Raw genomic sequence first — 13196 nt, forward strand, 5'->3', positions numbered from 1 at the left:
CGTCGACGCGCAGCTGCCACGACGGCTGGCGATCTTCCTCGAGACGGCTGGGCACTCGGTGGTCGAACTGGGCCGCGACAGGCTTATTGCTCACGCTGATCGCGGCCCCGACCGCTAGTTCGACCAGATTCAGGCGGTGACTGCCTGCTGTTCGCGCTGGAGCTCCAGGGCGATGTCGATGAGTTGGTCTTCCTGGCCGCCTACCAGGTTGCGTTGGCCGGCTCGGACGAGCATTTCGGCGGCGGAGACGCCGTAGCGTTCGGCTTGGCGTTCGGCGTGCTTGAGGAAGCTGGAGTAGACGCCCGCGTAGCCCATCATGAGGGCTTGGCGGTCCAGGAGGCATTCCTGGGGCATGGCGGGGCGGACGACGTCCTCGGCGGCGTCGGCGATGGCGAAGAAGTCGATGCCGGTCTTGATGCCGAGCTTGTCGCAGACCCCGACGAAGGCCTCGACGGGGGTATTGCCGGCGCCCGCGCCGAAACGCCGTGCGCTGCCGTCGATCTGCTTGGCGCCCGCGCGGACGGCGTAGATGGAGTTCGCCACGGCGAGGTCGAGATTCTCGTGGCCGTGGAAGCCGACCTGGGCGTCGTCGCCGAGTTCGGCGACCACCGCGCCGATGCGGTCGGAGACCTGCTCGAGCACCAGCGCGCCCGCGGAGTCCACCACGTACACGCACTGGCAGCCCGCGTCGGCCATGATGCGGGCCTGCTTGGCCAGCACCTCCGGCGGCTGGGTGTGCGACATCATCAGGAAGCCCACGGTTTCCAGCCCGAGTTCGCGAGCCAGGCCGAAGTGCTGGATGGAGACGTCGGCCTCGGTGCAGTGCGTGGCGATGCGGACGATCGAGGCGCCGTTGTCCTGGGAGACCTTGATGTCCTCCTTGACGCCGACGCCCGGCAGCATCAGCACCGCGATCTTGGCCTGCTTCGCGGTCTGCGCCGCGATCGTCACCAGTTCCTGCTCAGGGGTTTTCGAGAAGCCGTAGTTGAACGAGGAGCCGCCCAGGCCGTCGCCGTGGGTCACCTCGATCACCGGCACACCCGAAGCGTCCAGGGCGGCAACGATATCGCGCACCTCGGTCGCGGTGAACTGGTGCCGCTTGTGGTGCGAGCCGTCCCGCAAGGACGTGTCGGTGACGCGGATGTCGAGTTGATTGCTGTAGGGCTGTGCGTTGAAAGTCATTGTCCTGGTACTCCTTACACGCGTGCCGAGAGGATCTGGTCGGCGACGACCTCGCCGACGCGGGTGGCAGCGGCCGTCATGATGTCCAGGTTGCCCGCGTAGGGCGGCAGGAAGTCGCCCGCGCCCTCCACCTCCACGAACACCGAAACCTTCGCCATGCCACCGGAAACCACCGACGGCTCGTCGAACTGCGGCTCGTTGAGCAACCGGTACCCGGGCACGTACTGCTGGATGTCGGCGACCATGCGATGGATCGAATCGGCGATGGCGGCGGTGTCGGCATCGTCCGGAATGGCGCAGAAGATGGTGTCGCGCATGATCATCGGCGGCTCGGCCGGGTTCAGGATGATGATCGCCTTGCCGCGCCGGGCGCCACCGATCGTCTCCACGCCCCGGCTGGTGGTCTTGGTGAACTCGTCGATATTGGCGCGGGTGCCGGGTCCGGCCGACACCGACGACACCGAGGCCACGATCTCCGCGTAGGGCACCTCGACCACCCGCGAGACGGCCGCGACGATCGGAATCGTCGCCTGCCCGCCACAGGTGATCATGTTCACGTTCGGGGTGTCGAGGTTGTCGCCCAGGTTCACCGGCGGCACCACCGCGGGACCCACGGCCGCGGGTGTCAGGTCGATGGCGCGGATGCCCGCCGCCTCGTACTTCGGCGCGTACTCCCGGTGCACATAGGCGGAGGTGGCCTCGAACAGCAGCTCCGGCTTCTCCGGCAGCGCCAGCAGCCAGTCCGCGCCCTCGTGCGAGGTCTCCAGTCCGAGACCGGCGGCCCGCTTCAGACCCTCGCTGTCCGGGTCGATGCCGATCATCCAGCGCGGCTCGATCTTCTCCGAGCGCAGCAACTTGTAGAGCAGATCGGTGCTGATGTTGCCGGAGCCGACGATGGCGGCGCTGACCTTTCCATTCGCGGTCATGAACTCTCCCTAGCTGAAATTCAGTCGGACGGAACCGAGTCCGGCGAACTCGGCGTGGAAGGCGTCGCCCGGACGGGCGTCGATGGCACGGGTGCACGAGCCGGGCAGCACGATGTCCCCGGCTTTCAGCCGCACTCCGAAGGAGGCGACCTTGCGGGCCAGCCACGCCACCGCGATGGTCGGATCGCCGAGCACCGCGTCGCTGCGACCCTCCGCCACGACCGCACCGTTGCGGGTGAGCGTGGCGTCGATCTTCTGGATGTCCAGCAGCTTCGGATCCACCCGTTCGCGTCCGAGCACCCAGCCCGCCGACGATGCGTTGTCGGCGATGGTGTCGCACAGCGCGATCTTCCATTCCTTGATGCGGGTGTCGATGAGTTCGATGGCCGGTGCGTAGGCGACGGTCGCGTCCAGCACGTCGGCCTCGGTGCACTCCGCGCCCGGCAGATCCTTGCCGAGCACGAAACCGACCTCGACCTCCACCCGCGGATACAGGTACTGCGAGGTGTCCACCGGAACGTCCTCGAACACCTGCATCTCCCCCAGCAGGTGGCCGTAGTCGGGCTCGTCCACGCCCATCATCTGCTGCATCGCCTTCGACGACAGCCCGACCTTGTGCCCGACGACCCGCGCGCCGCCGGCCAGCCGCTGCCGGATATTGATGAGCTGGATCTCGTAGGCATCGACCACGTCGATGTCGGCATGCCGGGCGACCAGCGGGTCGATCGGCACCCGGTCACGTTCGGCGACCGCGAGCTCCGCGGCCAGTTCGCTCCGTACCGCGTCGGACAGCACTCTTGTTTCCTTCCACTGAGGGCCCGGTCGGTGAACGTGACGGAAACTGAAACGAGTTTTCCTGCGAAAACCGCCGTCAGCAACACCGTCTGCCAGATCAATATAGACCGAACCAGGACCGATTCTATAACGTGTTCTACATGACTGATCGGGAATACGACGTGGTGGTGGTCGGCAGCGGTGCCGCCGGGATGACTGCCGCGCTCACCGCCGCTCACCACGGGCTGCGCGCGGTGATCATCGAAAAGGCCGCTCACTACGGCGGATCCACCGCACGCTCCGGCGGCGGCGTGTGGATTCCCGGGAACAAAGCGCTCCAGGCGTCCGGGCGGCCCGACGACCGCGAGGAGGCCCGCCGCTACCTGCACAACATCATCGGCGACGTGGTGCCCAAGGAGCGGATCGACACCTACATCGACCGCGGCGCGGAGGCCCTGGACTTCGTTCTCGATCACACCCCCCTGAAGCTGAAGTGGGTGCCGGGCTACTCCGACTACTACCCCGAGGCCGGCGGCGGCCTGGGCGAGGGGCGCTCCTGCGAGCCCAAGCCGTTCAACGCCAAGGTCCTCGGCGAGGAACGCTTCAAACTGGAGCCGCCGTACGCCAAGGCCCCGCTGAACGTGGTGGTCATGCAGGCCGACTTCGTGCGGCTGAACCTGATCCGCCGTCACCCGAAGGGCATGATGCGGGCCATGCGCGTCGGCGCGCGCACCTACTGGGCGAAGTTCACCGGCAAGCACATCCTGGGCATGGGCCAGGCCATCATCGCCGCCATGCGCAAGGGTCTGATGGACGCGAATGTGCCGCTGCTGCTGAACACCCCGATGACCAAGCTGATCGTGGAGAACGGCGTGGTCACCGGCGTCGAGGCGCTGGAGAACGGCAAGCCCGTCACCTTCACCGCGCGGCACGGCGTGGTGCTGGGCGCGGGCGGTTTCGAGCACAACGCCGAGATGCGCACCAAGTACCAGCGCCAGCCCATCACCACCGAGTGGACCACCGGCGCGGCGGCCAACACCGGCGACGGCATCGTCGCGGGCATGGAGGCCGGCGGCGCGGTCGGGTTCATGGAGGACTCCTGGTGGGGGCCGACCATCTTCAAGAACGGCAAGCCGTGGTTCGCGCTGGCCGAGCGCAACCTGCCCGGCGCCATCATGGTCAACACCGAGGGCAAGCGATTCGGGAACGAGTCCGCTCCTTACGTGGAGGCCGTGCACACCATGTACGGCGGCGAGTACGGGCAGGGCGAGGGGCCCGGCGAGAACATCCCCACCTGGCTGGTATTCGACCAGCGCTACCGCAACCGCTACATCTACGCCTCGCTGCAGCCCGGGCAGCGCATCCCGTCCCGCTGGATGGAGAACGACAACATCGTCAAGGCCGACACTATCGAGGAACTGGCCGGCAAGATCGGTGTTCCCGCGGAAAATCTGGCCGCCACCATCGCCCGGTTCAACGGCTTCGCCGAGAAGGGCGTGGACGAGGACTTCGGGCGCGGCAACAGCCACTACGACCGCTACTACGGCGACCCGACGGTGAAGCCGAACCCGTGTCTGGCCGCGCTGGTGCAGGGTCCGTTCTACGCGGCCAAGATGGTCCCCGGCGACCTCGGCACCAAGGGCGGCCTGGTGGCCGACACCGCCGGGCGCGTGCTGCGCGAGGACGGCTCGGTGATCGATGGCCTGTACGCCTCGGGCAACTGCTCGACCCCGGTCATGGGCCACACCTACGCCGGTCCGGGCGCGACCATCGGTCCGGCGATCACCTTCGGATATCTGTCCGTGCTGGATATCGCCGACCGCGCGAAGCGGCAATCGGCGACCAGCGGCGCCGCGGGCGAGTAGGGATGGGAGACAGCGCCGCCAGCACGGCGGCGCGGGGAGGCCTCGAGGAGAACAATGCCGATTGATCCGAAAGTCGCACTGGGCGCGGCACTTCCGACGCAGGAGTTCGCGTGGACGCCGTCGGACGTGCAGCTCTACCACTTGGGCCTGGGTGCGGGCGCCCGCTGGACGGACCCGGGCGAACTGCGCTATCTCGACGATCGCGAGCCGCAGGTGCTGCCGACGTTCGCGACCGTCGCGCACACGCTGCGGATGACCGATCCGCCCAAGGTCAGCTTCCCGGGCGTGGAGATCGACCTGGCCAAGGTGGTGCACGCCAGCCAGGAGATCGTCACGCACCGCCCGATTCCGGCCGCGGGCAAGGCCACCAGCACGGGCCGGATCAGCGAGGTCTGGGACAAGGGCGCGGCCGCGGTGATCGTGCAGGAGACCACGGTCACCGGCTCGGACGGCGATCCGCTGTGGACGGCCCGCTCATCCATCTTCGCCAAGGGCGAGGGCGGGTTCGGCGGCGAGCGCGGGCCCAGTACCAAGTCCGAATTGCCGGACCGCGCACCGGATTTCGACGTCACTACGCCGACATTGCCGCAACAGGCGCTGCTCTATCGCCTGTGCGGTGACCGCAACCCGCTGCATTCGGATCCCGAATTCGCCCGCGCCGCAGGGTTTCCCAACCCGATCCTGCACGGGCTGTGCACTTACGGCCTGGTGTGCAAGACGGCCACCGATACCGTACTGAACTCGGATGCCGCGCGGGTCACGGGATTTCGGGGACGGTTCGCGGGTGTGCTGTACCCCGGGGAGACGATCCGCTCCCGAATCTGGTTGGACAACAACGAGTTGACCATCGCCGCGACCGTGGTGGAGCGCGAGAACGCCCCGGTGCTCGGCGACGTGAAGCTCACCTTCACGGACTGACGTGCGGGAACACCACCGCCCCGGTGGGACGGTCCGCGGCCGCGCGATGCGGCCACCGAGATCGATCCCGCCGGGGCGGCGGACACCATGCCCGAATCAGGGCATGATCAGTCGGCGTCCGGGAAACCCGTCGCGAACAGGATGGCGATGGCGACGGAACAGACAACGGCAATGATCGGAATAACCCACATAGATCCAACACTACAAGTCGTAGTACTTAGCCGCAGTCACGGAAGGTCCGCTGTGGCCAGTCACACAGCGTCAGTGTGTCGCCCGGGCGCTCACGCCCCGTCCCGGACCGCCGCCGGTTCGCTCCCCTCCTCACTCCGCCCGATCGTCAGGCCCTGGATGACCAGCGCGTACAGCAGGATCACCAGCACCGGCGCGGCCAGTGGAACCCAGGCCAGCCGCACCGGAACCAAGGTGGCGGCGACCGCGGCGGCGGCGAACAGCAGCGCGCCGGTGACCGACGGCAGCGTGGTCGGCACCACGCCGCTGGGCGCGTGCACCGTGGCGGTGTTGAGCAGGTAGGTGGTCGCCACCAGGCCCGTCGCCGCGGCGGCCAGCGCGCCGGTGTCGTCCCAGGCCAGTGCGCCCAGCGCCACCAGCGCGGCCCCGACCGCGCACACCCGGAACCGCCAGCCCAGCACCACCAGCGCGCCCGCGCCGAGCGCCGCCCACGGCAGCACGATCGCCACGGCCGCGGTCAGCAGCAGTCCGGACAGCACCGCGAGAAATCTGGTCATCGCCGCACCCGCACCAACCGGCGGTGCTCGGGCAGCAACCGCATCACCTGATCGAGCCGGGTGTCCTCCGGCCAGGCCACGATGTCCACCCCGACGGTGCCCATGTCGCGATACATCGAGGTCCGCTCCAGCTGCCACATGCGCGCCAGCGTGGGATCGAGGTCCTCGTAGAAGGGCGCGCCGCGCAGCACGTCGACCACCACCACAACGTGCCCGCGCTTACGCAGATCGATCAGGGCCAGCGCGAACTGGGTGTCCAGCAGCGTCGAGAACGCCACCACGATCGCGCCGAGCGGCACCGCGGCGTGCGGGGCCAGCGTGCCCTGGGTGGGAATGTGTTCGTCGCCGACCTCGAGGACGGTGTCGACGATGCGATAGAACTGGCGGCGGCCGATGTCGGGCCGCAGCCAGCGCGGCACGTTCCCCAGGCACACCACGGCCGTCCGGTCACCGGCCTGCAACGCCGACTGCGCGACCTGCGCCGCGCCGCGCACCGACAGTTCCAGCGAATCCGCCGCGGGACCCGGCGCCTGCTGCGAAGTGTCCACCAGCACAACGACATCCGCGGCCCGGTTGGTGAGCCGCTCGGTGACGTACAGGCGGCCGCGGCGCGCGCTGACCGGCCAGTTCACCGTGCGCAGCTGATCGCCCGGCGCGTAGGCGCGGATGTCGGCGTATTCCACGCCCGGCCCGTGCCGCCGGGTCAGGTGGGTGCCGATGCGTTCGGGATAGTCGGTGCGCGGCAACTTCATTCGCTGCGGGTCGGCGATCGGATACACGTGCACGTCACCGGCCGGCAGGGTCACCGACGCGACCGCCAGGCCCGCCGGGCTCAGCGCGGTGACCCGCACCGACACCGGATAGCGGCCCCAGCGCGCGGTCGACAGCGCCAGCCGCAGGCCCGCCGGAGCCGGGCCGGAGTCGACGGCCTGTTCCACCCGCACCTCGAGGCCGTGGGTCTCGTTCGGACGGCAGCGCAGCAGGGCGTGACCGTCGTCGACGAAGGCGGCGACATTCATCACCACCTCCTCGGATTCGAAGCAGCGCAACACACCCGAGCCGTCGACCTGAATTCTGGTGCGCGCCACCTGCCACGGCGCGGTCGCGAGCACGCCGAGCATCGGGGCGGCGAACACGATCAGCTGCCACCGCCCGAGCATGACGGCGACGGCCAGCGCCGGGGCCGCCGCGGCAGCCAGCATGAAGACCAGCGGCGCGGGCCGCCAGCGTAGTTCGGCGTCGGCGGCCGAGCTGGTATCCCGGTGCCTCATGTGACCGTTGCGCGGGGAACCGGAAGGCGGCGCAGCAGTTCGGCGATCACGTCTTCCCCGCGGATGCGCCGCACCCACATCTCCGGGCGCAGCGTGATGCGGTGCGACATGGCCGGAATCGCCAGGGCCTTCACATCTTCGGGGACCACGTAGTCGCGCGACATCAGCAGGGCTCGGGCGCGCGCCATCTGCACCAGATCCAGTTCGGCGCGCGGGCTCGCGCCGACCTCCACCTGCGGATGGTTGCGGGTGGCGGCCGCCAGCGCCACCACGTAGGTGACGACATCCGGGTGCACGGTGACGAATTCGACCGCCTGCCGCATCTCCAGCAGGCCCTGCGCGTCCACCACCTGGCCGACCTGCGGAGGCACCGAACCACGTTCGAGACGGCGGCGGATCATCTGGGTCTCGTCCTGCTCGGACAGGTAGCCCAGTCGCAGCTGCATGGCGAAGCGGTCCAGCTGCGCCTCGGGCAGGGGGTAGGTGCCCTCGTACTCGATCGGGTTGTCGGTGGCCATCACGATGAAAGGCTGTGGCAGCGGGAAGGTTTCGCCGTCGATGCTGACCTGTCCCTCGGCCATCGCCTCGAGCAGCGCCGCCTGGGTCTTGGGCGGGGTGCGGTTGATCTCGTCGGCCAGCAGCATATTCGTGAACACCGGACCGCGGCGGAAATTGAAACGGCCGGAATTCATATCGTAGATCGTGGAGCCGATCAGGTCGGCGGGCAATAGATCCGGAGTGAACTGCACGCGGGTGAATTGCAAACCCAGTGCGGCCGCGAAAGATCGGGCGATGAGCGTCTTGCCCAACCCCGGTAGGTCCTCGATCAGGATGTGACCGCCGGCGAGCACCGCGATCATGATCAGTTGCAGCTCATCGCGTTTGCCCACCACGACGCGCGCGATCTCCCGCAACACCGCCTCGGTGCGCTTGATGGTCACGTCCATCGGCGTCGTCATACTTGAACTCATTCGTCTCGCACTCGTCTCGGAGCTTTCACATGGACTGCAGGCGGCGCAGGATCTCGTCCAGCGCCGCGCGCCCGGGGGCGCGGGTGTTCTGGTCGCGTGTCGCCGAATTCGCCGGATCGACCCAGCGCCACAGTTCGGGACCGAACAGCAGTTGTCCGGCCGCTTCGGTGGCTCGCCGGTTCTTCGTGATCCGGTGCCCGGTGGACAGTTCGAATTCCTTGGCGAGCAGGGGGCGCAGGTACCGATCCCAGTCGGCGCGGGAGCCGTCGGCGCGTTCGGCGAGCATCTGGGCGCGAGCCCGCCAGCGGCGCAACATCTCCGCGGGCCCGTTGTCGATCTCGTCGTCGTCCGGGCCGTCCAGCGCCAGTGTGCGCCGGCGCTCGGCCAGCGATCGGACCAGCAGGGCCAGGGCGATCAGCACGGGTATCCCGGCCAGCAGCGGCAGGGCGTCGCGCTGGTCGCCGAGCGCGATCGCCTCGACGGCCACGACCACCACGATGGCGCCGCCGGTGATCACCCGGCGCCGCGATCTCGCCGGGGCGGGCACGTTCATAATCGTTCTCCCTGCAAATCGTTCAGCACGATTCGCAACAGCTGCTCGGCGCGCATCCGTTGCCATTCCAGCATCGCGTGCGGGCTGAAACGGGCCTCCTCGAACAGCGCCACCAGTTCCCGGGCGGACGCGTCGTGCAGGGCGCCGCGCTCGAAGGCGCGTGCCAACACCTCGGAGGGCGTATCGGAGATCAGTGGCGCGGCCTCGCGGGCCTTGGCGAGGCCGCGTTCCATGGCGACATAACAGGCGATGATCGCGGTGCGGGCGTCCTGGCCCGAGGCGATCATCGCGGCGAGGCCCATCTCGGCCACGTCGGCCAGCGAGACCGGCGGCTCCGCGGCCTTCGGCTCCGCCGCGGCCGCCCGCGCCACGGGACGGCGGCGAGTGCCGACGGCGACCACCACCAGGCCGATGACCGCCGTCGCGACCAGCGCGACCGCCGCGCCACCGACGAACACCATGGCGCGGCTACTGAGTTCCGGGGTTCCCGAGAACGGCTGCGGCGTCGGCGGCGGAGTCTCCACGGGGGCCGTCGGAGTGGGGCGCGCGGCGGGCGGCTGCGGCCGCACCTCCGTGCCTGGACCACCGGACAGCAGATACACCAGCCACGCCAGCGCCGCGAACAGCGCGAGCACGGCCAGGCCGACCAGCATCATCAGGCCGAAACGGCGCAATTGCCACGGCTGCCGCTCGGTATCGCGCTCGGCGTCCGGCACGGCCAGCGGCAGCCGATGCTGGCTGGTGATCACGCCGGCCAGCAGGATCACCACCGAGACCAGCGACAGCACCGGCATCAGCGCGACGGCGACCGCCGAGGGCGGCGACACCGCGTGCGGGCCACCGGCGCCGGGCACGAATCCGCGCAGCGCGAGGACGGCCATCGCCAGCAACGCGACCAGCCCGATCGCGCGCGGTATCGCCGATCCCACCACGCCCACGGGCATCTCCCAGAACCTCGGTACTGCACAAACAGGCACATCGTTACATGCCGAATGGTCCGTCAGGACGGAAATGAAGAACCCGGCGTAACGGAATTCCGTTCATCCCATGCGCGGGAAGTCGAATCGGGAAAAATTGTGAGAACCCACAATTCTTCCGATCGGCAATTTATCTGCCACACAAAGGTTTACCGAGGGGCGGCCCTTATGCTGCCGTCCGCTCGCCGACCGGCAACTCGCTCAGCCGGCTGGCGATCCGAGCCAGGTCCGGCACGTGCGGGACATCCCGGGTGAGGTCGGGCAGGGCCGCCGCGGCGTGGACGGTGAGCGGGATATCCGCGTCGTAGAGGATGTCGACCAGATTCACGAAGCGGGTGACGTGGTCCGTGGGGACCGTGCGCAATTCCGGGACGCCGCACAAGGTCCAGCGGTGGTATCGCGTGGCGAGTTCGAGAAAGTCCGATGCCGATAGCGGGGCGCCGCAGAGTTCGGCGAAATCAGCTATCAGACAATCGTTTTCGGCGAGCCGGACGGGTAGTTGCCGGTGCGCTGTCGGGATCGCGGTACTGCCGTGCGGAGCCAGGCCCGGCCCTGAGGCCTCGGACGGTGCGGTAGCGACGAGGTAGCGCCCCGCCGCGAAACCCGTTCGCCGCCCGCCGAATTCGCGATAGTCCCGCGGCCCGTCGACGGTCACCACGTCCAAGTGCGCGTGAATCCGCTCGATGGTCGGCAGAAACCGTTCGTGGAACAGCGGATTCGGCAACAACTCGTCCGGGGCGTAATTCGATGTCACCACGAGGACGGTGTTTCGGGCGAACAGCGTGTCGAGCAGGCGCGCGACGAGCATGGCGTCCCCGATGTCGTGCACGTGGAACTCGTCGAAGCAGACCAGTTCGGCGTCGGCCAGCACGGCGTCCACGGCCCGCTCGATCGTGCCGAATTCGGACACGGCGGCATGCAATCCGGCAAAGAATCCGTGAAAGTGGTAGCGGCGCTTACGGTTTGCATTCACTGCCGTGAAGAAGCGATCCATCAGCATGGTCTTGCCGCGCCCGGGTCGGCCGTGCAGATAGATACCCCGAGGCCGACGCCACCGCCGCCCGATCCGCACACCCACCTCCGCCAACCGCGCCGCGGCGGCCCGCTGCGCGGCATCGAGCACGAGTTCGCCGTCCACATCCATCCGCCTTGCCACCTCTACACTTGTAGAGGAACGACGGGCATAACGGGGCCGAAGGTGACCACATCCACACCGATGAATTCCGGCAGCAGGCGTCGTCTCTGCTGTGACCCGATAGAAGGATGAATCCATGCAGATCCTGGCGCGCCTGTGCATGACCGCCGACGGCTACGTGACGACGCCGGACGGCTGGCCACCACAGGTGATCGATCCGGTACACGGTCCGGGAAGCCACGGCATCGCCGAATTCCTCGAGACGTGCGAGGCCGCCCTGATGGGCCGCACCACTTTCGAACCCGCACTCACCGCCGACCGCTGGCCCTGGCCGGACCTGGAAGTCTTCGTACTCGGCTCACACCGCCCCACCGGCACCCCCGACAATGTCACCGTCGACGACGATCCGCGACGACTACTCGAGAAGATCCGCGCCGCCAACCGCGGCGGCGACGTCCACCTCATCGGCGGCCCCGCCACCATCGAGACCTACCGCACCCTCGGCGCCCTCGACAAACTAGAACTCGTAATCCTGCCGTTCTTCGTAGGCAACGGCACCCGCCTGACCGAATCCCTCAACCCCCGAACCGCTTTGGAATTCGAAAGTTCCAGACCACTGGACGGCGGCGCGGTGGAGATCATCTACCGAGTACTCCCCCAACACTGACAGCGCAGTCCCATACGCGAGCCGACAACCTCGACCTACGCCAGATCGAACTGACCGTCCGTAGCACCCACCACGAAGGCATCCCACTCGCCCGGCGCGAACACCAGCGCGGGCCCGCCCAGATTCTTGGAGTCACGGACGCCGACCGCGCCACCGTCGAGGAACGCGACCTCTACACATTCCGAATTTCCGGCGCTGCGAGTGCTCTTGAACCACTGCACACCCACTAGGCGATCATCGTTCACTGTGCCAAGTCCTTCCGTACCTTCCGCAGCAGAGCCCGGCTAGCCACCGCGTCCAGCGCTACACGCTGGATCGTCGCAGCAGCACTGCGATACCGCCGGACATCCGCTTCTTCCTCAAGGTACATGTCACCTGTGTAGTTCTCGACATAGACGACAGTCGGTTCAGCGACGCCGTGCGTGTTGGGCTCGAAGTCAAGGATGACGAACGGTCCAACCGCCATACCGAGCGGAAACCCGACCTTCGATGGCAGAACGCGGATTGTGATGTTCGGCCTGGTGCCCATGTCCGCAAGATGTCGTAGCTGCGCCGACATGACCGCTTCGTTTCCGACGATGGTGTGCAGCACCGACTCGTGAAGCACCAGATCTACTGCGACGGGAGACTTCTTGCGCGTCAGAATCTTCTGTCGCTGCAACTTCAATTCGATCCGACGGTCGTGCTCCTCCTCGGACTCCTTCGGAAAGTAGATGCGGTTCAGGGTCTTTGCGTAGTCGGCCGTCTGCAAGAGGCCTGGGACCAGATCCGGCCGCCAGATCGCCATCGAGTATGCGTCGGTTTCCAGGCGCATGTACACATCGAAATTGGCTCGAATCAGGTCGTTGTACGGGTTGTACCAGGTCTTTTCGCCCACCTGCTGTGCCAGCTCGATCATGGCTGCCACTTGGTGCTCGGGGATCTCGAGAATCTTGCCCAGTTCGACGAGGTCCCGATCCAGCACCTTGCCGGGCTCACCGCGTTCGAAACGCGCGTACTTGCTGTGACTCCATTGCATCGCACTCGCCACCGCCTCTTGAGTCAGCGATGTATTTTCCTCGCGCTGGCGGCGGGCGAACCGCCCGAGCTGACGACGCGGCAGAGACGCGCGTGCTTCAGACACCGTGGCTCCTCGGCTCTAGCAGAAATGGCAGCGATCAGCTGCCGTGATGACAGTCGTCCTGCAGTTTCAGACGAGTTTATGGCAATTG

General features: G+C 67.7%; 14 protein-coding genes. 3 read left to right on the forward strand and 11 right to left on the reverse strand.

All coding sequences use genetic code 11. From position 1 onward, the window contains the following. Positions 1–129: 129 nt before the first annotated feature. The 3 genes from dmpG to ACFMRZ_RS19930 are packed head-to-tail and all read right to left on the reverse strand — an operon-like array spanning position 130 to position 2903. Positions 130–1182 carry a 4-hydroxy-2-oxovalerate aldolase gene (gene dmpG, locus ACFMRZ_RS19920; protein ID WP_280275843.1) on the reverse strand — a complete coding sequence of 351 codons (1053 nt, stop codon included), beginning with the start codon at positions 1180–1182 and terminating at the stop codon, positions 130–132. 14 nt (positions 1183–1196) lie between these two features. Then, positions 1197–2108 (reverse strand): acetaldehyde dehydrogenase (acetylating), encoded by a 912-nt coding sequence (locus ACFMRZ_RS19925; RefSeq protein WP_400180307.1) that lies wholly within the window; start codon positions 2106–2108, stop codon positions 1197–1199. 9 nt (positions 2109–2117) lie between these two features. Next, positions 2118–2903: a 2-keto-4-pentenoate hydratase gene (locus ACFMRZ_RS19930; protein ID WP_400180308.1), complete on the reverse strand. Its 786-nt coding sequence runs from the start codon at positions 2901–2903 to the stop codon at positions 2118–2120. Between the two features lie 131 nt (positions 2904–3034). Between ACFMRZ_RS19930 and kstD the strand changes: the two genes are divergently transcribed. Continuing rightward, on the forward strand, positions 3035–4747 hold the full coding sequence (gene kstD / locus ACFMRZ_RS19935) for a 3-oxosteroid 1-dehydrogenase (protein WP_280361698.1): 1713 nt from the start codon (positions 3035–3037) through the stop codon (positions 4745–4747). A 54-nt stretch (positions 4748–4801) separates the two neighbouring features. Next, positions 4802–5665: a MaoC/PaaZ C-terminal domain-containing protein gene (locus tag ACFMRZ_RS19940; RefSeq protein ID WP_280275909.1), complete on the forward strand. Its 864-nt coding sequence runs from the start codon at positions 4802–4804 to the stop codon at positions 5663–5665. A 281-nt stretch (positions 5666–5946) separates the two neighbouring features. Here ACFMRZ_RS19940 and ACFMRZ_RS19945 read toward each other — a convergent pair whose 3' ends face one another. From ACFMRZ_RS19945 to zapE, 6 genes are all read right to left on the reverse strand, one after another. Next, positions 5947–6411, reverse strand: a complete 465-nt coding sequence (locus ACFMRZ_RS19945) for a hypothetical protein (protein ID WP_280275908.1) — start codon at positions 6409–6411, stop codon at positions 5947–5949. Further along, positions 6408–7682: a DUF58 domain-containing protein gene (locus tag ACFMRZ_RS19950; protein ID WP_280275907.1), complete on the reverse strand. Its 1275-nt coding sequence runs from the start codon at positions 7680–7682 to the stop codon at positions 6408–6410. The genes ACFMRZ_RS19945 and ACFMRZ_RS19950 overlap by 4 nt, the downstream gene beginning before the upstream one ends. Further along, the gene (locus ACFMRZ_RS19955) at positions 7679–8641 is read right to left on the reverse strand and encodes a MoxR family ATPase (protein WP_280275906.1); all 963 of its coding nucleotides are present in this window, start codon (positions 8639–8641) and stop codon (positions 7679–7681) included. Before ACFMRZ_RS19955 ends, ACFMRZ_RS19950 begins: the two co-directional genes overlap by 4 nt. Before the next feature lie 37 nt (positions 8642–8678). Next, positions 8679–9206, reverse strand: a complete 528-nt coding sequence (locus tag ACFMRZ_RS19960; protein ID WP_400180309.1) for a hypothetical protein — start codon at positions 9204–9206, stop codon at positions 8679–8681. Further along, positions 9203–10150 carry a DUF4129 domain-containing protein gene (locus tag ACFMRZ_RS19965; RefSeq protein ID WP_400180310.1) on the reverse strand — a complete coding sequence of 316 codons (948 nt, stop codon included), beginning with the start codon at positions 10148–10150 and terminating at the stop codon, positions 9203–9205. The genes ACFMRZ_RS19960 and ACFMRZ_RS19965 overlap by 4 nt, the downstream gene beginning before the upstream one ends. A 199-nt stretch (positions 10151–10349) precedes the next feature. Continuing rightward, positions 10350–11339, reverse strand: coding sequence for a cell division protein ZapE (gene zapE / locus ACFMRZ_RS19970; protein ID WP_400180311.1), 990 nt, complete (start codon positions 11337–11339; stop codon positions 10350–10352). Between the two features lie 115 nt (positions 11340–11454). Between zapE and ACFMRZ_RS19975 the strand changes: the two genes are divergently transcribed. Further along, the gene (locus ACFMRZ_RS19975; RefSeq protein ID WP_400180312.1) at positions 11455–11985 is read left to right on the forward strand and encodes a dihydrofolate reductase family protein; all 531 of its coding nucleotides are present in this window, start codon (positions 11455–11457) and stop codon (positions 11983–11985) included. Between the two features lie 35 nt (positions 11986–12020). On the opposite strand, the gene ACFMRZ_RS19980 is transcribed toward ACFMRZ_RS19975, so the two are convergent. Further along, positions 12021–12230: a DUF397 domain-containing protein gene (locus ACFMRZ_RS19980; protein ID WP_400180313.1), complete on the reverse strand. Its 210-nt coding sequence runs from the start codon at positions 12228–12230 to the stop codon at positions 12021–12023. Continuing rightward, positions 12227–13108: a helix-turn-helix domain-containing protein gene (locus ACFMRZ_RS19985; protein WP_400180314.1), complete on the reverse strand. Its 882-nt coding sequence runs from the start codon at positions 13106–13108 to the stop codon at positions 12227–12229. The genes ACFMRZ_RS19980 and ACFMRZ_RS19985 overlap by 4 nt, the downstream gene beginning before the upstream one ends. Positions 13109–13196 lie beyond the last annotated feature (88 nt).

The organism is Nocardia sp. N2S4-5 (assembly GCF_044628355.1).
Lineage (GTDB): Bacteria > Actinomycetota > Actinomycetes > Mycobacteriales > Mycobacteriaceae > Nocardia > Nocardia wallacei_B.

Bases quoted from the DNA above. Each gene is read 5' to 3' on its own strand.
- dmpG (WP_280275843.1), bottom strand. From the start codon at position 1,182: ATGACTTTCAACGCACAGCCCTACAGCAATCAACTCGACATCCGCGTC.
- ACFMRZ_RS19925 (WP_400180307.1), bottom strand. From the start codon at position 2,108: ATGACCGCGAATGGAAAGGTCAGCGCCGCCATCGTCGGCTCCGGCAAC.
- ACFMRZ_RS19940 (WP_280275909.1), top strand. From the start codon at position 4,802: ATGCCGATTGATCCGAAAGTCGCACTGGGCGCGGCACTTCCGACGCAG.
- ACFMRZ_RS19945 (WP_280275908.1), bottom strand. From the start codon at position 6,411: ATGACCAGATTTCTCGCGGTGCTGTCCGGACTGCTGCTGACCGCGGCC.
- ACFMRZ_RS19950 (WP_280275907.1), bottom strand. From the start codon at position 7,682: ATGAGGCACCGGGATACCAGCTCGGCCGCCGACGCCGAACTACGCTGG.
- ACFMRZ_RS19955 (WP_280275906.1), bottom strand. From the start codon at position 8,641: ATGACGACGCCGATGGACGTGACCATCAAGCGCACCGAGGCGGTGTTG.
- ACFMRZ_RS19960 (WP_400180309.1), bottom strand. From the start codon at position 9,206: ATGAACGTGCCCGCCCCGGCGAGATCGCGGCGCCGGGTGATCACCGGC.
- ACFMRZ_RS19965 (WP_400180310.1), bottom strand. From the start codon at position 10,150: ATGCCCGTGGGCGTGGTGGGATCGGCGATACCGCGCGCGATCGGGCTG.
- ACFMRZ_RS19975 (WP_400180312.1), top strand. From the start codon at position 11,455: ATGCAGATCCTGGCGCGCCTGTGCATGACCGCCGACGGCTACGTGACG.